The following is a 15,750-nucleotide window of genomic DNA, read 5'->3' on the forward strand; positions in this document are numbered from 1 at the left end:
CCGGGATCATGCCCATCCGACAACTTCCCCCTCCTTGACAATTATTTTTGTCGGTTGGATCCTGGAGCGACCAGCACGCACACACCCCCGCACCGACCACCCGAGGACCCACGATGCGCACCTTGATCAGCACCGCCTTCATCTCCCTCGACGGCGTCATGGAGGCCCCGGGCGGCGAACCCGGTTACCGCAACTCCGGATGGACCTTCAAGGGGGTCGAGTTCCTGCCCGAGTCGTTCGACATCAAGGGGCGGGAGCAGGTGGAGTCCACCGCGATGCTGATGGGCCGGGCCAGCTACGAGGCATTCAGCCCGGTGTGGCCGGACATGGACGAGTTCGCGCACTACAAGACCCTGCCGAAGTACGTCGTCTCCAGCACCCTCACCGACGACAAGCTCGTGTCGAACTGGGGCGAGACAACGATCCTGCGCGACCTTAACGAGGTCGCCGCCCTCAAGGAGACCGAGGGCGGCCCGATCATCGTCCACGGCAGCGCCGCCCTCAACCACGGCCTCGCGGACGCGGGCCTGATCGACCGCTACCACCTGCTCGTCTTCCCACTGCTGCTCGGCGCCGGCAAGCGCCTGTTCCCCGCCACCGACAAGGACACCCAGAAGTTGAAGCTGGTCGAGCACGCCGTGTACGCCAACGGCCTCCAGCTGAACGTCCTCGACGTCGTCCGCTGACGACGCTCCGAGCAGGTGCCGACGTCGAGGCAAGTCAGGTCAGCGACGGTCACCTCGATCACCGTGGACGGTGGTCAGAGCGGCCGGACGTTCGACGGGATCGGCGCGATCAGCGGGGGCGGGGGCGGGGGCAACTCCCGTCTGCTGCGCGACTATCCGGCCGCCCAGCAGGCGCAGATCCTGGACTACCTGTTCAAACCGGGCTACGGCGCGAACCTCCAGCCGCTGAAACTGGAGCCCGGCGGAGACGCCAACTCCACGGACGGCTCTGAGCCGTCCATCGAGCACACCGAGAGACAGATCAACTGCGACGCCGGCTACGAGTTCTGGCTCGCCGAGCAGGCCAAGGCCCGCAACCCGAACATCAAGTTGTACGGTCTGGCCTGGGCCGCCCCCGGCTGGATCAGCGGCGGGTTCTGGTCCACCGACACCATCAACTACCCGATCTCCTGGCTGGATTGTGCCGAGCGGCACGGTCTGACGATCAGTCACCTCGGCGGCTGGAACGAGCGGGGTCACGACGCCAACTGGTACATCCAGTTGCGGTCCGCGCTGAACAGCGCCGGATACGGCGGCGTGCAGATCGTCGGCGACGACTCGGGCTGGAGCGTCGCGGACGACATGGCGGGCAACTCCGCGTTCAACGACGCCGCTCACTGGACATGGACGCCGGAGCCCCCGCACTGATCCGCTCGATCGTGCGCGGCTATGTGGACGCACGTATGACCGTTTGCTCAGACGGGAAGTTCAGTGATGCCGAGGGCGAAGTCCAGGTTCCCCACCCCGTGGTTGGCGAGGCCCACCGTGACCACGCCCGCTCCTTCCAGCCAGTGCGCCATTTTCAGGCCGCCGACGTCCAGCGGACGCAGCCCGAGGCTCTCGACGAACGCCCCCACCCGTGCCTTGGCCCGCACATCGTCACCGGCGATGAACACGTCGGGCCGCCCCTTCTCCAGGACCTGACGGAAGACGGTGTTGAACGCCTTCACCACACTGGCGCTCGCCGGGGCCACCTTGGCGACCTCCTGCGCGATCGAGGTCTCCCCGTCGTGGGCCAGCCCGTCGAACGTGGCGTTGAAAGGATTGCTGATGTCGACGACGACCTTGCCCGCCAGAGCGTCTCCGTAGTGCGCGACGGCCGCAACGACACCGTCGTACAACAGGGCCACGATGACGATGTCCCCGGCCGGGGCAGTGCCCCATTCTCCCGTCGTGGCACCGCCGCCGAGGGCCTCGGCCAGGTCGGCGGCCTTGGAGAGGAGTTCTGCGTTACGGCCCCGCCCGATGCCTATCGGGCGGGGCCGTAACACGGCCGGACCGTACCGCGGCCCGCGCCGGCTTGCGGTTACCGCGTTGCGGTGGCCAGTGCCGCGCGGATGGTGTCCTCGTCGGCCGACTGGCCCTTCTCGTCCAGGAACGGCCCGTACGGGGTCCCCCACACCGGCGTGCCCGTCGCCTGCCGCCAGCCATCGGCCAGCGGTCCCGCGTCCACCACGCCGTACCCGATGGATTCGATGAACTCGGTCACCGCCGCCTTCGCCGGCGCGGAGTCCCCGGCGATCGGCAGGTACGAGCGGTCGGCCGCCCCCGCCGGACGGGTGAGTGACAACAGGTGCTTGTAGAAGATGTTGTTGAACGCTTTCACGATGACGGCGTCCGGGATGTACCGCAGCAGCAGTTCGCTCGAAGTGAGCGACTCGCTGTCCAGCTCGGGGATGTGCCCGTCACGCTCGGAGCCGTAGTTGCACGTGTCGATGACCGTCTTCCCGGCCAATGGCGCGGCGGGCAGGTCGGGGAACGCCGCGACCGGCACCGTGACCACGACGATGTCACCGGCCGCCGCGGCCTCCGCGCCCGTCGCCGCGGACGCCCGCGGACCCAGTTCCGCGACCGTGTCCGCCAGCGTTTCCGGACCGCGCGAGTTGCTGAGCACAACCTGGTGCCCGGCCTCGGTGGCGAGCCGCGCGATGGTCCTGCCGATGGATCCGCTTCCGATGAATCCCACAGTCGTCATATTCTCAGCGTCCCTTCAGAAGAGCCGGACTCTTGTCATTCGCCGGACTCGTTGAAATTGCCACTTGCCGCACTCGTTGCGATGTGGATCCGTGCCGTCAACTGGCGGAGAAGTAATGGCCGTTGTCCAAATCGGCGAGCAGGCCGGGCTGAGCGGGTTCCCAGCCGAGGGTCCGGCGGGTGATGAGGTTGGACGCCGGGTAGCTCTGCGTGACTATGTTCGCGAGGAATCCGAAGTATCCCGGCACCATCAGTACGTCCACGGGAATGCTCACGGCGGGCAGGCCCAGACGGCTGCCGATGGCCTCGGCGATCTCGCGGAACGGGATGCCCCCGTCCCCGACCGCGTGCCAGTACGTGCCGGCCGGCCCCTTCTCCAGCGCCAAGCGGAACAAGGAGGCGACATCGCGGATGTGCACGGCGTTCCACAGGTTCGCGCCGTCGCCGGGGTAGCCGACGAAACCCTTCTCCTTCGCGAGCGCGATCAACACGGGGAGGAAGCCGGCACGATCGGTCGTGCTGTGCGCGATGTTGGCGATCCGCACGATCGAAGACCGCACCCCCTGCTCGGCGAGGCCGACCACGGTGGTTTCCACTACGTTGCGAATCCGCAGGGTGCCCTTGTACTCGTCGCCGCTGGGAAGGGCCGGGTCCTCCTCGGTGACCGGTCGGCCCAGGTCCCCGCCCGAGCCTATGCTCCCCGCCGCGACCAGCGGCTTTCCGGTTCCCGCGAGTGCCTCGCCGTACGCGAGCATGATCGGGAGTTCCGCGGCGGCCACGGCGTCGAGCCCGCCGGACGGAAGCAGGTCCTGCCTGTGCGCGACGTGGATGACGCCGTCGGAGTCCGCGGCCGCCTCCTTGAGCCCGTCGAGATCCTGGAGGTCACCGCGACGCACCTTCGCGCCGAGCGCGGACAGCGCCGCCGCGGCACTGTCCGACCGGGCCAGGCCGGTGACCTCGTGTCCGGCGGCGATGAGCTCGGGGACGATGTACGAACCGGAATGGCCGGTCCCGCCGGTGACGAAAACGCGCATGCTGCTGCTCCTTGTGAATGGTGTGGCGCGAGACGTGGTGGTGCGGGTGCGGTCAGCTGAGAATGCTGACGCCGAGGGAGAAATTGGTGTGCTTGACGGAGTGCGCCATGAGGCCCAGCTCCAGCAGGCCGACGTTCTCCAGGGCCCGCGCCATGGGCAGCTCCCCGGCGTCCATCGGGCGCAGCCCCATGCTCTCGACGAACGCCGACACGCGTGCCTTTGCCTGCGCGTCGTCGCCGGCGATGAACACGTCCAATGAGCGACCCTCGGCTGGGCCGGCGGCCAGCACATGGGAGAACAGGGTGTTGAACGCCTTGACGACATGCGCGTCGGCGGGGGCGGCCTTGGCGATCTCCTGTGCGCCGGAACTGCCCTCGGGGGTGACAAGGCCCTTCGCATCGGGGGTGACGGGGTTGGTGACGTCGATGACGATCTTGCCGCGCAGTGCGTCCCCGTACTCACTGACCACCGTCGCCGCACCGGCGTACGGCACGGCGAGGATGACGATGTCCCCGGCCGGGGCGGCGCCGGCCGTCCCCGCAGTGGCGCCGCCGAGCGCGGCGGCCAGTTCCTTGGCCTTGACCGGGTCGCGGCCGATGATCTCGACGGCGTTGCCGCCGGCGAGCGCCCGGTCGGCCAGGGCGGCGGCCATGTTCCCCACTCCGACAATGCTGACGCTGCTCATGGGTATGCCTGCTTTCTGGAGCTGGACAGGACGCAATGCACGGCACCCAATTCCTGATGTGCCCATTCCGGGCCTGGACCCTGCTATCGAGTTCCGATGTCGAATTCTTATTCCGAATTCGCTCCAACATCACTGGGTACCTATTTAGGCTGTCATTGCCCTGAGTGGGTGTCCAATACTTCTTTTATCCGCGGTGATACCCTGGAGGCATCACCGGACCGGGAGGTTCCATGGATCTGGATCTGCGCAAACTGCGTTACTTCCTCGCCGTCGCCGACAGGCTGCACTTCGGCCGCGCCGCTGAAGAGCTGCATATCGCGCAGCCGGTGCTCAGCCGGCAGATCCGCGCGCTCGAGCAGGATCTCGGCGCCTCGCTGTTCATCAGGGATCGCCACGGCGTGGCGATGACCGACGCGGGCCGACAGCTGCTGGCCGACGCCGGTCCGCTGCTCGCCTCCGTGCACGCGGTCCGCCGCCGGGTGTCCGAGGCCGCCCGCGGCAACAGGCGGTTGATGGTCGGTTTCCGGGCCGGCATCCCGGTCACCCCGGCGGCGGAGGCGTTCGAGGCCCGGCACCCGGACGTGGTCGTGGACGTGCAGCGGATCGAATCGGACGACCAGGCCCCGATGCTGCTCGACGGCCGTATCGACGTCGCCTATGTACGGCTGCCCATCGACGAACCCGGCCTGCGCGTCACGCCGCTGTACGCCGAGCCGCGGGTGGCGGTGCTGCCCGCCGGCCACCGGCTGGCCGGCAAGGAGGAGGTCACCGAGGCCGACCTGGCCGGCGAACCGCTGGTCTGGCACGCCGACCCGAGCACGCAGCCCACCAAGCGCCCGCACCCCAACGCCGGGTACCTGGTGCGCGGGGTGGACGAGACGCTCGAGCATGTCGCGGCCGGCCGGGGCATCTCGTTCTTGGCCCGTTCGGCGACCGTGTTCTACTCACATCCGGATGTCGTCTATGTGCCCATCCCGGATCTGGCACCCGACCAGGTGTGCCTCGCGGTGGCGGCATCGCGCACCTCGCCGATGGTCGATGACTTCGTCACCGCGGCCCGGGCGACGGCCGAGATCACGGCAGAGTGCGGGAACTACGAAATGTGGCAGCTCGGAATCGAAGCCGCTTCGAAGCACGGTTGAGCGGTCCGACCGGTACACGGTTGAGCGGTTCGACCGGTGTACGACATCACCGTGAGACGAGCGCGTGGGTGCTGCCGCTCAGCGCCTCGTCTCGTACCTGGTCAGGACGACGCCGTCGGAAAGCGTCCGCGTCTCCACCAGGTTCAGGTTCACCCAGCTGTCCAGCGCGGTGAAGAACGGCGTTCCGCCGCCCACCAGGACCGGATGGGTGGCGATCGTGTACTCGTCGATCAGCCCGGCGCGCATGGCCGCCCCGGCGAGCGTCGCGCCGCCGATGGTCATCGGGCCCCCGTCCTCGGCCTTGAGCCGGGTGATCTCGGCGATCGCGTCGCCGGTGACCAGGCGGGTGTTCCAGTCGACCTTGTCGATCGTCGAGGAGAACACCACCTTCGGCGTGTCCCGCCAGTTCCGCGCGAACTCGACCTGCGCCGGGCCGGCGCCCGGCTGCTGGTCGCCGGTCGGCCAGTAGGAGCTCATCGCCTCCCACAGCTTGCGCCCGTACAGCGACAGGCCGCTCGCCTTCTCGTGGTCGAGCCACCACTGGAACAGCTCGTCGCTCGGCGCTCCGCCCCAGCCGATGTCGTCGCCGGCCGCGGCGATGTAGCCGTCCAGGGTCAGGTTCATGCCGTAGATCAGTTTCCGCATGGCGCCGGCCTTCCGTCTGTGGGTGTCCGGCGAGGTAGACAAGCGCGGCGCGGGAAACTCATCGGTGCGCGATCCGGGCTCGCCGGCAGTCCTCGTGCTCTGGGCTCAGCGTGGTGCACTCGGCCGACACCGGCAAGATCACACGCTTGATGCCGATCAAGACCCGGTAGCGCTCCCGTGTCGCGAAGTCCGCCATCTCCCAGACGGCCGGGCGTCCTGCCTCCGCACACAGGTGCAGCACTCGTCCCTCGTCCACCCGGACCCCTACGTGGGCGCCGTAGGCATCGTCAGCCGCGTTGAACAGCAGCAGGTCGAGCGGCTGGGCGACCGATACGCGGACCGTGGCCCGCGTATCGGTCCACAGCTCGCTCGAACGCAGAGCAGGCGGAGCCAGGTCGAAGTGCCGAAGAACCTCGAAGGCGAACAGCTGGCAGTTCGCGCCCAGCGCGAGTCCGGGACGTTCGGTCACCGCGCGGGATCCCGGAAACCGGGCGCCCACGTACGGGACGGTCCAGAACGTGGCCGGTAGTTGCTGGAGCACCTGATCCATGAACCCATCATGGAGGAATGCCAGAGCCGGAGTGCCGGAGCCGGATTCCAGAACCGTTGGCACCGGGCTCATCCGCTGAGTAGCCTCCGGGACATGCGGATCTCTGTTTCCTCCGACATGGACGAACCCGTCGCGCGTTCCCTCGTCGCGGAGTTGCGCGGCCGGGGTCACGAGGTGGTGACGCACGGGGCGTTGCGTCCCGGGGACGACCCGCAGTGGGCGGTCTGCTCGGAGGCGGCGGCCCGTGAGGTCGTCGCCGGGACGTCGGACCAGGCGGTCGTGTGCTGCTGGACCGGTACGGGCGCGTCGATCGCCGCGAACAAGGTGCCGGGCGTACGGGCGGCCCTGTGCACGGACGCGTACACGGCGGACGGCGCCCGCCGCTGGAACGACGCCAACGTACTGGCCCTCAGCCTGCGTCTGACGTCCGAGCCCCTGCTCAAGGAGATCCTCGACGCCTGGTTCGCCGCGGAGGCCAGCGAGGACGCCGACGATCGGGAGAACGTGGCCCGCATCGGCCAACTCGACCTCGACAAGCCCGCGCCGTAACGGTTCTGACGGATATTCACTGAAAACGTTCGCTGGACCAATCATGTGGTTGGACACATTCTGGTCGCGTGTCCAAGACTTCGTTCCGCTCCGGCAACCCCGCCCCGCGCCACCTGCCGTGGTACGTCCGATCCGCGGCCAGAACCTGGACCTGTGCGCCGCCTCCGGCCGACGTACGGGACTTCCATGCGGGCCTGCCCGGTTACTCGCCCACCGCCCTGACCGAACTACCCGCCCTGGCATCGGAGTTGGGTGTCGGGCGGGTCTTCGTCAAGGACGAGTCCTCGCGTCTGGGCCTGCCCGCGTTCAAGGCGCTCGGCGCGTCCTGGGCGATTCACCGGGTGCTGGCACAGCGGGCGGACCGCGGAGGCGGGCCGGTGCGGCTCGTCACCGCCACCGACGGCAACCACGGTCGGGCCGTGGCGCGGATGGCGCGGCTGTTCGGGCAGTGTGCCCAGGTCTTCGTTCCGCGGGGCGTCCACCCGGCGGCCGTGACCGCGATCGAGGACGAGGGCGCGGACGTCGTCCTGGTTCCCGGCGCCTACGACGAAGCCGTGCGCCGGGCCGCCGACGCGGCGTCGGTCGGGCAGGGCTCCGTGCTCGTGCAGGACACCGCCTGGCCCGGGTACGAGCGGATTCCCGGCTGGATCGTGGAGGGCTACTCGACTCTGTTCGCCGAGACCGACGGGCAGTTGAGGGCCGTGGGTGTCGAGGCGCCGGGGCTGGTGGTCGTCCCGGCGGGCGTCGGTTCGCTCGCGCAGGCCGCCGTCGCCCACTACCGCAGCCGTCGGAGCGAGTCGCCTCCGGCCGCCCTGATGTCGGTCGAGCCCGACACCGCCGCCTGTGTCCTGGCCGGCCTCGGCCGCGGAGAGCCGGTCAGCGTGCCGACCGGCGCCACCACCATGGCCGGCCTGAACTGCGGCACCGTCTCCAGCCTGGCCTGGCCGTATCTGCGCGACGGCCTGGACGCCGCCGTGTCGGTCACGGATGCCGACAGCGCGGGCGCCGCGCGCGACCTCGCCGCCGCCGGTGTCTCCTCGGGCCCCTGCGGTGCGGCCTCACTGGCGGGTGCCCGCGCCGCCCTGACCGGTGACGGCGCGGCCGTACGCCGTAGCGCCCTGGATGTCGGTCCCGACTCGACCGTGGTCCTGCTCAGCACCGAAGGCGCGGCCGCGAACCCCCACCTGGACGCGAACCCCCACGGAGATGAGGAGTCGCGATGACCCTCGTCCCGGCGGACTCGATCCGGTACGCCTCCTGGAGCGGCCGATCGCGATCGAATCCGTCAACTCCGGGCTCGCGGCCTCGGGCGCATGAGTAAATCGCCGTCGCCGACCTGTGCGCCGACTGGCCCGGCGCGCGGATTCGACGTGCACCGGCTGGAGCGAACACCGGGACGGGCATCTCGACACCGTGGGACCGGTCGACCCCGGAGCGACCAGCCCTTCCCTCCCCGCCGCATTTTTTTGTTTCCTCCCGGCGCATGAATTGTTTCCGGCAGGGCACTCGGATGCCTGGAGGTCGATACACATGTTTCCCCTGATCCTTGTTCTTCTCCTGGCACTGCTGCTTTTCGGTGCGGGATTCGCCATCAAAATTCTTTGGTGGGTCGCAATCGTTGTTCTCGTCCTGTGGCTGCTGGGATTTGTCGCCCGTTCGCCGGGTTCCGGCGGTACTCGAGGACGTTGGTACCGCTGGTAGGAGATAGATCACCGATCTCGAAATTCACCCACCATAAAGTGAGGTTTACATGGCGGACAAGATGTGGGACTACCAGGCCGAGTCGGGCCACCGGACCGGTACGGATCTGACCGGTTTCAAGGTCGAGGCGAGTGACGGCTCGATCGGCAAGGTGGACAAGCACTCCGAGGACGTCGGCGCCATGTACATCGTCGTCGACACCGGTGTGTGGATCTTCGGCAAGCACGTGCTGCTGCCCGTCGGGACCATCGCGTCCATCGATGTGGCGGAGCGCACGATCCACGTCGGCCGTACGAAGGAAGAGATCAAGAACTCCCCGGAGTTCGACAAGGACAAGCACCCCGGTGACGCCGGCTACCACGAGCAGGTCGGCGGCTACTACGGGAACCCCCGCACCTGATCGGCGTCTCGCGGTGAGAACAGGGTGGTGGGCACCGGCAGTTCTGCCGGTGCCCACCACCCTGTCGCGCTACCCCCGTAGACTGCCGGGGCGGTGACCGCCGTCCGCCTTGTCACCGCGCGCCGTGGACGTCCTGGCCCGGCCCGACAAGGATCGAGGTGGCGGCGCGATGAGCACGGCCACCGACGGTCAGCTGTTCGCGCATCCAGCGCTGTTCTACCGGGGTGAGGACCAGTACACGGCCGGTACGGTGCCGTTCGTGCGGGCGGGTCTGGCCGCCGGTGAGGCCGTCGCGGTCGCCGTTCCCGGACCCCGTCTCGAATTGATCCGGGCCGGACTCGGATCGAGTGGCGCCGATGTGCGGTTCCTCGACATGACCGAGGTCGGCCGCAACCCGGGGCGGATCATCCCGGGCGTACTGCGGGCCTTCGCCGATGCCCACGCCTACGGCGGCCGCGTACGGATCATCGGGGAGCCGATCTGGCCCGGCCGCACCGCCGTCGAGTACCCGGCGTGCGTGCAGCACGAGGCGCTGATCAACTCCGCGTTCGAGGATCGCGAGGTGACGATCCTGTGCCCGTACGACGCCGACCGGCTGGAGCCTCACGTGCTCGCCGACGCCCGCGCCACCCATCCGGTCGTCATCGCCGGGGACGCCCGACTGCCCAGCGCCACCTACGATCCGCGGCGCGCGATCGCCCGCTACAACGAGCCGCTCCCCCACCCACCGGGCGCCGCGTCCATCACGTTCGTCGCGGGGGATCTCCCCAAGTCCCGTTATTTCGCGGTCCAGGAGGCCGAGCGACTGGGCCTGGCGGGCGTACGGCTCCAGGATCTGACGCTGGCCGTCGCGGAGCTGACCACCAACAGCGTGCTGCACGGCGGGGGTTCGGGGACGCTGCGGATCTGGGCCGAGGACGAGCGGATCGTCTGCGAGGTGCACGACCGGGGCCGGTTGACGGACCCGCTGGCCGGCCGACGCCCGCCGTCACGCGACCAACCGGGCGGGCGGGGGCTGCTGTTGGTGCACTACGTCGCCGATCTCGTCCGCGTCCATGCGGCCGCGGACGGCACGACCATCCGTTTCTACCTGGCCCGTTGACGCTTCAGGGGTGGGTGGACGGAGGAGTCCAGGCCGCTTCGGCCTCCTGTGCGGTGGGGTGGGTCGTGAAGACCTGGTCGAGGCCGACCATGTGGAAGATCCGGCTGATGTGACCCGGGACCGCGGCCAGCGCGATGCCCGCCCGGGCGGCGAGGGCGTGGTTGCGGGCCGCGAGCAGGGCGGTGATGCCGCTGGAGTCGCAGAACGTGACGCCGGCCAGGTCGACGACGAGCTGCTGGCCGTCCAACAGCGCCAGCCCGGGCAGGAGTTCACGCACCTGGGTGTAGCTGTCGTAGTCGAGTTCTCCGGTGAGTTCGACGACGGGCCCCGCGGGCGTCGTCCGGGTGCGGATGGCGAGTTGGGTCACGGCTGCTCTTCGCTGGTGGGTCGGGGCACGTTGATGGCGAGGACGGCGGTGTCGTCGTCGACGCCGGTACCGAAGGTGTCGAGCAGGTCGCGGATCGCGGCGACGGCGGCGGAGGCGGTGGTGGGTGCCAGGGCGCGGGCGAAGTCGAGGAGGGCGTCGTCCCCGTAGCGGTCGGCGTCCCTGGCGCGGTCCGGGCGGGCTTCGGTGAGCCCGTCCGTGTGCAGCAGCAGGGTGTCGCCCGCCGCCAAGTGCACGGTGGCGGTGGCGATATGGGCGTCGGGCAGCACGCCGATGAGCTGTCCGCCGGGAGTGTGCAGATGGTCGGCGCTGCCGTCCGCGCGCAGGAGCAGCGCCGGCGGGTGGCCGCCGCTGGCCAGGGTGATGCGGAAGCCGCCGCGGCCGCCCTCGGGGGTGAGCAGCCCGAAGACGACGGTGCAGAACCGCGGATCGTGGCCGTTGTACTCGTGGTTGAGGACGGTGTTGAGATTGCCGAGAACGGCGGCCGGGTCGGGGTCGTAGACGGCGGCGGCGCGCAGTGTGTAGCGGGCCAGCGAGGTGACGGCGGCGGCCGCGGCGCCCTTGCCGCACACGTCTCCGAGGAACAGCCCCCAGGTCCCGGCGGAGAGCGGGAAGAGGTCGTAGAAGTCGCCGCCGACCATGTCGGTGGAGGCCACGTGGTAGTGCGCGGCCACGTCAAGTCCCGGCACGTTCACCAGAGTTGGGGGCAGCAGGGTCTGCTGGAGGGTGGCGTTGAGGCGCTTGAGTTGCTCGCGTTCGAGTTCCGCCTCCTGGCGGGCGCGCAGCAGTTCCGTCTCGTAGGCGCGGCGGTCGCGGGCGTCGAAGACGGTGGTGCGGATCAGCAGTGGTTGGCCGTCGCCGCCGGTCTTGACGGTGGAGGTCACCAGCACGGGCAGCCGGCTGCCGTCGGTGGCCTTGAGTTCGAGGGCGATCCCGCTGACCTCGCCCTGCATACGCAGCAGCGGACCGAAGTGGGTCTCGTGGTAGAGCCGGCCGCCCACGGTCAGCAGGTCGGAGAAGGTCCTGCGGCCGACCAGGTCGCCGCGGTCGTAGCCGAGCCAGTCGAGCAGCGTCGTGTTGATCTTCGCGATGGTGCCGTCCAGCAGCGTGGAGAGGTAGCCGCACGGCGCGTGTTCGTACAGGTCCTCGGCGCTGTCCTCCAGGAGTGCGGAGAATGCCGCGTGGTCGCCGGCGGGGTCTCTGCCCGGGGGCTTCTCGGGACGTCTCCTGGGTGGCCGGTGATCGCCGCTCTCGTTGTCGCCGCTCTCGCCCATCAGCGCACGGCCTCGACGAAGTCGGTGATCGCGGCGGCCGTTTCCTCGGGAGCGGCGAGCTGCGGGCAGTGGCCGGTCGCGCTCAGGGTGACCAGCCGGCTGCCCGGGATCCGGTCCCGTACGAAGGCTCCGACCTCCGGGGGCGCGATCGCGTCGGCGGAACACTGGGCGACCAGCGAGGGCACGGTGACCCGGGCGAGGTCCTCGCGGTTGTCGGAGAGGAACGTGACGCGGGCGAAGACACGGGCGATATCGGGATCGGTGCGGCAGAAGCTGTTGGTCAACTCCTCGCCCAGTTCCGGGCGTTCGGGGTTACCCATGATCACCGGCGCCATCGCGCCCGACCAGCCCAGGTAGTTCGCGTCCAGCGACTCCAGCAGCTCGTCGATGTCCTCGGCGCTGAACCCGCCGCGATAGCCGACGGCGGGATCGTCGATGAAACAGGGCGACGGGGCGAGCAGCACCAGCCCGGCGAACGCCTCCGGTTCGCGTGCCGCGGCGAGGACGCCCATCATCGCGCTCACGGAGTGCCCCACGAACGTCACCGGGCCGAGCGCCAGTTCACGGCAGATCTCCAGCACGTCGTCGGTGTAGCCGTCCAGCGTGGAGTAGCGCTCGTGGCTCCAAGCCGACAGGTCGGAGCGGCCGGCGCCCACGTGGTCGAAGAGCACCACGGTGAAGTCGCGTTCCAGGAGCGGCACCAACAGCCGCCACATGTGCTGGTCGCACCCGAACCCGTGCGCCAGCATCACGACCGGCCCGCCGGGCCGGCCCGACACCGTCACATGGTTCCTGCTCCGCATACGCATGCGGCACATCCTCACAGACCGCTGCCCTGTCCCCACCCCGCTGGACCCGGTACAGACGTCTTCAGGACTGCTTCGGCTTGCCCAGGGACCAGCCGGAGACGTCCGTGAGCCGGCCGCGCCACAGGGGCATGACGGCGGACCCGCCCCCGCCGGCGACGCCGGTGGCGTCGCGCAGGTGGATCCACTGTGGCAGCCGTTGTGGGCCGGGTCCGCCCTGCCTGTCCTCGACCGCCTCGTCCACCTGCTGCGGGAACCGCTCCAGCAGTTGCGCGCCGGCGCCGTCCATCCCGTGCAGGCTGCGCGCCCAGTCGGTGGTCCAGGCCTCGTGGGAGATCAGGTCGCCGTAGAGGAAGGCGCCTGCGACGGTGAGGGTGATGGGCAGGGCGGCCTGCGCGTCCTGGCCGATCAGCCGTACCAGCATCTGGAGTTGGAGGTCGGGCACGGGCTCCGTGACGATCGGTGCGGCGGGCTGGTGCAGCGGATCGTGGTCCGTGCTCGTGGTGCTCATGCGGGGTGATCCTTTCGGTGCCGCGCGAGGGGAGAACTGTCGGGCGGGCGGATCACGTGGGCAGGAGACCGGTGCGCAGCTTGGCGAGGGTGCGGTTGAGGAGGCGGGAGATGTGCATCTGCGAGAGGTTCAGCACGCGGCCGATCTCCGCCTGGGTCAGCTCCTGGCCGAAGCGCATCTCGATGATGGTCCGCTCCCGCTCCTCGAGCTGTTGCAGCAGCGGGCCGAGCGTGTGCAGGTCCTCGAACAGCTCCAGCGCCGGGTCGGCGTCGCCCATCGTGTCCGCGTACTTGGGCGCGCTGTCGGACTCGTCGTCACCGCTCGGGGTGTCGATGGACCCGGCGACATAGCCGTTCGCGGCGACCAGGCCCTCGATGATCTCGTCCTCGGACAGCTCCAGGTGGGCGGCGAGTTCCTTCACCGTGGGGATGCGGCCCAGCTCGGTGCCGAGGGACTCCTTGCTCTTCGCGAGGTCGACCCGGAGTTCCTGGAGGCGGCGCGGGACGTGCACGGCCCAGGTGGTGTCGCGGAAGAACCGCTTGATCTCGCCGAGTATGTAGGGGATCGCGAAGGAGGTGAACTCGACCTCGCGGGTCAGGTCGAAGCGGTCGATGGCCTTGATCAGACCGATCGTGCCGACCTGGATGACGTCCTCCATGTCACCGCTGCCCCGGTTGCGGAACCGGCGCGCGGCGAAGGACACCAGCGACAGGTTCATCTCGATCAGCGTGTTCCGCGCGTACTGGTACTCCTGGGTGCCCTCCTCCAACTCCTGGAGCCGGTCGAGGAACAGCCGGGACAGGACACGTGCGTCCTTGGGTGCGACCTTGGCCCCGTCCTCGATCCACGGGAGCTCGTCCACGACACCCGGTGCTCCCGTGCGGGCAGGAGCAGTTGCTTCGAGGACCTTCACGGAGGAAGCCACGATGCCGCCTTAACTGGAGAACAGGACGAACGTCGCGTGCCCCCTTCCGGCACAACCATGTCTCCCCGGACCTCACCAATTCCGCGACCGACCCGAAAGCCTGCCCCACCGGGCTCCGCCGACACGGGGAACGCGCCTGGTTTCACACCAATTCGCGGTTTCTTCACACCACTTCATAGGTTCTACGGCGATGACGTACGCCTTCAGATGTTCTACGACGATGACGCGGTGCCGGGGTTCACAGGCGGCGCCAGCGTGCCGAGGCGAACGAGAAACCGCCGAACAGGACCAGCCCCACCGCGACGGCGACCAGCAGCCACGGCCCCGCCGGAGTGTGCGCGAAGGTGCGCAGGGTGGCGTCCATGCCCTTGGCCTGGTGGGGGTCGAAGCGGATGGCGGCCACCAGTGCGAACACACCCACGCCTGCGAACACGGCACCGCGCGCCGCACCGCCGCCCACGCCCAGGCCGGTGACGACCTGCCGTACCCGGCGGCTCATCTTCCCGGTCTCCAGCCGCCGTAGGAAACGCCGCATCAGCGCACGCACCGCGAGGACCACGCCGACCCCGATCAGGACGCAGCCGACGAACCCCACCAGCACCTGACCGCCCGAAAGCTTCAACGCCGAGGCGGTCCAGTCCTGCGACTCGGCATCACTGCCGGACGACCCGCCGGCCCCGGCGGCGAAGGACGCCGTACCCCAGCAGACGAAGCCGTAGAACACGGCCCGGCCCCCGTCCAGCAAGCGTGAACCGACCTTGTTCTTGGGGCCGTTCGCCAACAGTGCCTGGGAGGCCCGCCAGATCGCCATGCAGCCGAAGCCGACGACGAGCATCCACAGCATCACCTTCCCGAAGGGCTGCGCCGCGACCTGCTGCAACGCGCCCTGCCGGTCCGCCTCCCGGCCCCCGCCGCCGAACGCGATCTGCAGGGCGAGAGCGCCGACGAGGACGTACACGACACCTCGTGCGACGAATCCCGCGCGTCCTGTGACGGCGAGCGCCTGTTTCCCTTCGGCCTCTCCCGGTGCGCGGCTCCGGGCGGTCGAACCCGCCCTTCCGAGGCCCCACTTGTTCGTGTGCGACGAGGTCATGATGCCTTTCCTGGAAACACTGGACGAGCCGCGAGGCGGACGCACGGTACGCGTCCCGTACTGTCGCGTGCCCCCGACGGCGACTTCGATGTGCGTCGCGGGGGACGCTTCGCTTCGCCGTGCGTCGCGGGGGCGGCGTCGGCCGATCCGACAACAAAGGCCTCTCACAGCTGTTACTTTCCCTTTAGGCGCACGTCGTGTACCAGTCCGACGAGGTATGGGCCAACACCGATTCCGCTGTTTGCACGA

General features: G+C 69.3%; 20 protein-coding genes. 8 read left to right on the forward strand and 12 right to left on the reverse strand.

Going from position 1 to position 15,750, the window contains the following annotated elements; genetic code table 11:
• The first annotated feature begins 113 nt into the window (after positions 1-113).
• Positions 114-686 (forward strand): dihydrofolate reductase family protein, encoded by a 573-nt coding sequence (locus ACNFOC_RS16530; RefSeq protein ID WP_416959866.1) that lies wholly within the window; start codon positions 114-116, stop codon positions 684-686.
• Between the two features lie 63 nt (positions 687-749).
• Complete coding sequence (locus tag ACNFOC_RS16535) at positions 750-1,373, forward strand: glycoside hydrolase family 30 protein (protein WP_416959867.1); 624 nt, start codon at positions 750-752, stop codon at positions 1,371-1,373.
• Positions 1,374-1,420: 47 nt separating this feature from the next.
• Here the strand turns inward: ACNFOC_RS16535 and ACNFOC_RS16540 are convergent, their stop codons facing one another.
• The 4 genes from ACNFOC_RS16540 to ACNFOC_RS16555 form a co-directional block, all read right to left on the reverse strand.
• Positions 1,421-1,996 carry an NADPH-dependent F420 reductase gene (locus ACNFOC_RS16540; RefSeq protein ID WP_416959868.1) on the reverse strand — a complete coding sequence of 192 codons (576 nt, stop codon included), beginning with the start codon at positions 1,994-1,996 and terminating at the stop codon, positions 1,421-1,423.
• Positions 1,997-2,031: 35 nt separating this feature from the next.
• Positions 2,032-2,691: an NADPH-dependent F420 reductase gene (locus tag ACNFOC_RS16545; protein ID WP_416959884.1), complete on the reverse strand. Its 660-nt coding sequence runs from the start codon at positions 2,689-2,691 to the stop codon at positions 2,032-2,034.
• 106 nt (positions 2,692-2,797) lie between these two features.
• Entirely contained in the window at positions 2,798-3,733 is a 936-nt protein-coding gene (locus ACNFOC_RS16550) for an SDR family oxidoreductase (protein WP_416959869.1), read from the reverse strand.
• Positions 3,734-3,785: 52 nt separating this feature from the next.
• Positions 3,786-4,418, reverse strand: coding sequence for an NADPH-dependent F420 reductase (locus ACNFOC_RS16555; RefSeq protein WP_416959870.1), 633 nt, complete (start codon positions 4,416-4,418; stop codon positions 3,786-3,788).
• A 230-nt stretch (positions 4,419-4,648) separates the two neighbouring features.
• Between ACNFOC_RS16555 and ACNFOC_RS16560 the strand changes: the two genes are divergently transcribed.
• Entirely contained in the window at positions 4,649-5,560 is a 912-nt protein-coding gene (locus ACNFOC_RS16560) for a LysR family transcriptional regulator (protein WP_416959871.1), read from the forward strand.
• Positions 5,561-5,638: 78 nt separating this feature from the next.
• On the opposite strand, the gene ACNFOC_RS16565 is transcribed toward ACNFOC_RS16560, so the two are convergent.
• Positions 5,639-6,205 (reverse strand): dihydrofolate reductase family protein, encoded by a 567-nt coding sequence (locus ACNFOC_RS16565; protein WP_416959872.1) that lies wholly within the window; start codon positions 6,203-6,205, stop codon positions 5,639-5,641.
• 58 nt (positions 6,206-6,263) lie between these two features.
• Entirely contained in the window at positions 6,264-6,755 is a 492-nt protein-coding gene (locus ACNFOC_RS16570) for an NlpC/P60 family protein (protein ID WP_416959873.1), read from the reverse strand.
• Between the two features lie 93 nt (positions 6,756-6,848).
• On the opposite strand from ACNFOC_RS16570, the gene ACNFOC_RS16575 reads away from it, so the two are divergent.
• From ACNFOC_RS16575 to ACNFOC_RS16595, 5 genes are all read left to right on the forward strand, one after another.
• Complete coding sequence (locus ACNFOC_RS16575) at positions 6,849-7,304, forward strand: RpiB/LacA/LacB family sugar-phosphate isomerase (RefSeq protein WP_416959874.1); 456 nt, start codon at positions 6,849-6,851, stop codon at positions 7,302-7,304.
• A 68-nt stretch (positions 7,305-7,372) separates the two neighbouring features.
• Positions 7,373-8,527, forward strand: a complete 1,155-nt coding sequence (locus ACNFOC_RS16580; RefSeq protein WP_416959875.1) for a diaminopropionate ammonia-lyase — start codon at positions 7,373-7,375, stop codon at positions 8,525-8,527.
• Between the two features lie 307 nt (positions 8,528-8,834).
• Positions 8,835-9,005 carry a hydrophobic protein gene (locus ACNFOC_RS16585; RefSeq protein WP_384160302.1) on the forward strand — a complete coding sequence of 57 codons (171 nt, stop codon included), beginning with the start codon at positions 8,835-8,837 and terminating at the stop codon, positions 9,003-9,005.
• Positions 9,006-9,054: 49 nt separating this feature from the next.
• Positions 9,055-9,405: a PRC-barrel domain containing protein gene (locus ACNFOC_RS16590; protein ID WP_416959876.1), complete on the forward strand. Its 351-nt coding sequence runs from the start codon at positions 9,055-9,057 to the stop codon at positions 9,403-9,405.
• Between the two features lie 169 nt (positions 9,406-9,574).
• A complete protein-coding gene (locus ACNFOC_RS16595) occupies positions 9,575-10,507 on the forward strand; it encodes an anti-sigma factor RsbA family regulatory protein (RefSeq protein WP_416959877.1) in 933 nt (310 codons plus the stop codon).
• Between the two features lie 4 nt (positions 10,508-10,511).
• Here ACNFOC_RS16595 and ACNFOC_RS16600 read toward each other — a convergent pair whose 3' ends face one another.
• From ACNFOC_RS16600 to ACNFOC_RS16625, 6 genes are all read right to left on the reverse strand, one after another.
• On the reverse strand, positions 10,512-10,874 hold the full coding sequence (locus ACNFOC_RS16600; protein WP_416959878.1) for an STAS domain-containing protein: 363 nt from the start codon (positions 10,872-10,874) through the stop codon (positions 10,512-10,514).
• Positions 10,871-12,166 carry a PP2C family protein-serine/threonine phosphatase gene (locus ACNFOC_RS16605; protein ID WP_416959879.1) on the reverse strand — a complete coding sequence of 432 codons (1,296 nt, stop codon included), beginning with the start codon at positions 12,164-12,166 and terminating at the stop codon, positions 10,871-10,873. Before ACNFOC_RS16605 ends, ACNFOC_RS16600 begins: the two co-directional genes overlap by 4 nt.
• Positions 12,166-12,975, reverse strand: coding sequence for an alpha/beta fold hydrolase (locus ACNFOC_RS16610; protein ID WP_416959880.1), 810 nt, complete (start codon positions 12,973-12,975; stop codon positions 12,166-12,168). The genes ACNFOC_RS16605 and ACNFOC_RS16610 overlap by 1 nt, the downstream gene beginning before the upstream one ends.
• 61 nt (positions 12,976-13,036) lie before the next feature.
• The gene (locus tag ACNFOC_RS16615; RefSeq protein ID WP_416959881.1) at positions 13,037-13,483 is read right to left on the reverse strand and encodes a GvpU-like protein; all 447 of its coding nucleotides are present in this window, start codon (positions 13,481-13,483) and stop codon (positions 13,037-13,039) included.
• Positions 13,484-13,535: 52 nt separating this feature from the next.
• On the reverse strand, positions 13,536-14,396 hold the full coding sequence (locus ACNFOC_RS16620) for a SigB/SigF/SigG family RNA polymerase sigma factor (RefSeq protein ID WP_416959885.1): 861 nt from the start codon (positions 14,394-14,396) through the stop codon (positions 13,536-13,538).
• A 250-nt stretch (positions 14,397-14,646) separates the two neighbouring features.
• Positions 14,647-15,501 (reverse strand): DUF1206 domain-containing protein, encoded by an 855-nt coding sequence (locus ACNFOC_RS16625; RefSeq protein WP_416959882.1) that lies wholly within the window; start codon positions 15,499-15,501, stop codon positions 14,647-14,649.
• Positions 15,502-15,750 lie beyond the last annotated feature (249 nt).

Origin of the sequence: Streptomyces colwelliae, assembly GCF_048158785.1 — a bacterium.
GTDB lineage: Bacteria > Actinomycetota > Actinomycetes > Streptomycetales > Streptomycetaceae > Streptomyces.

What these genes read in the sequence shown, in the direction of transcription:
- ACNFOC_RS16530 (WP_416959866.1), top strand. Translation starts at nt 114, where the DNA reads ATGCGCACCTTGATCAGCACCGCCTTCATCTCCCTCGACGGCGTCATG.
- ACNFOC_RS16550 (WP_416959869.1), bottom strand. Translation starts at nt 3,733, where the DNA reads ATGCGCGTTTTCGTCACCGGCGGGACCGGCCATTCCGGTTCGTACATC.
- ACNFOC_RS16555 (WP_416959870.1), bottom strand. Translation starts at nt 4,418, where the DNA reads ATGAGCAGCGTCAGCATTGTCGGAGTGGGGAACATGGCCGCCGCCCTG.
- ACNFOC_RS16560 (WP_416959871.1), top strand. Translation starts at nt 4,649, where the DNA reads ATGGATCTGGATCTGCGCAAACTGCGTTACTTCCTCGCCGTCGCCGAC.
- ACNFOC_RS16565 (WP_416959872.1), bottom strand. Translation starts at nt 6,205, where the DNA reads ATGCGGAAACTGATCTACGGCATGAACCTGACCCTGGACGGCTACATC.
- ACNFOC_RS16570 (WP_416959873.1), bottom strand. Translation starts at nt 6,755, where the DNA reads ATGGATCAGGTGCTCCAGCAACTACCGGCCACGTTCTGGACCGTCCCG.
- ACNFOC_RS16575 (WP_416959874.1), top strand. Translation starts at nt 6,849, where the DNA reads ATGCGGATCTCTGTTTCCTCCGACATGGACGAACCCGTCGCGCGTTCC.
- ACNFOC_RS16585 (WP_384160302.1), top strand. Translation starts at nt 8,835, where the DNA reads ATGTTTCCCCTGATCCTTGTTCTTCTCCTGGCACTGCTGCTTTTCGGT.
- ACNFOC_RS16590 (WP_416959876.1), top strand. Translation starts at nt 9,055, where the DNA reads ATGGCGGACAAGATGTGGGACTACCAGGCCGAGTCGGGCCACCGGACC.
- ACNFOC_RS16595 (WP_416959877.1), top strand. Translation starts at nt 9,575, where the DNA reads ATGAGCACGGCCACCGACGGTCAGCTGTTCGCGCATCCAGCGCTGTTC.
- ACNFOC_RS16605 (WP_416959879.1), bottom strand. Translation starts at nt 12,166, where the DNA reads ATGGGCGAGAGCGGCGACAACGAGAGCGGCGATCACCGGCCACCCAGG.
- ACNFOC_RS16610 (WP_416959880.1), bottom strand. Translation starts at nt 12,975, where the DNA reads ATGCGTATGCGGAGCAGGAACCATGTGACGGTGTCGGGCCGGCCCGGC.
- ACNFOC_RS16615 (WP_416959881.1), bottom strand. Translation starts at nt 13,483, where the DNA reads ATGAGCACCACGAGCACGGACCACGATCCGCTGCACCAGCCCGCCGCA.
- ACNFOC_RS16625 (WP_416959882.1), bottom strand. Translation starts at nt 15,501, where the DNA reads ATGACCTCGTCGCACACGAACAAGTGGGGCCTCGGAAGGGCGGGTTCG.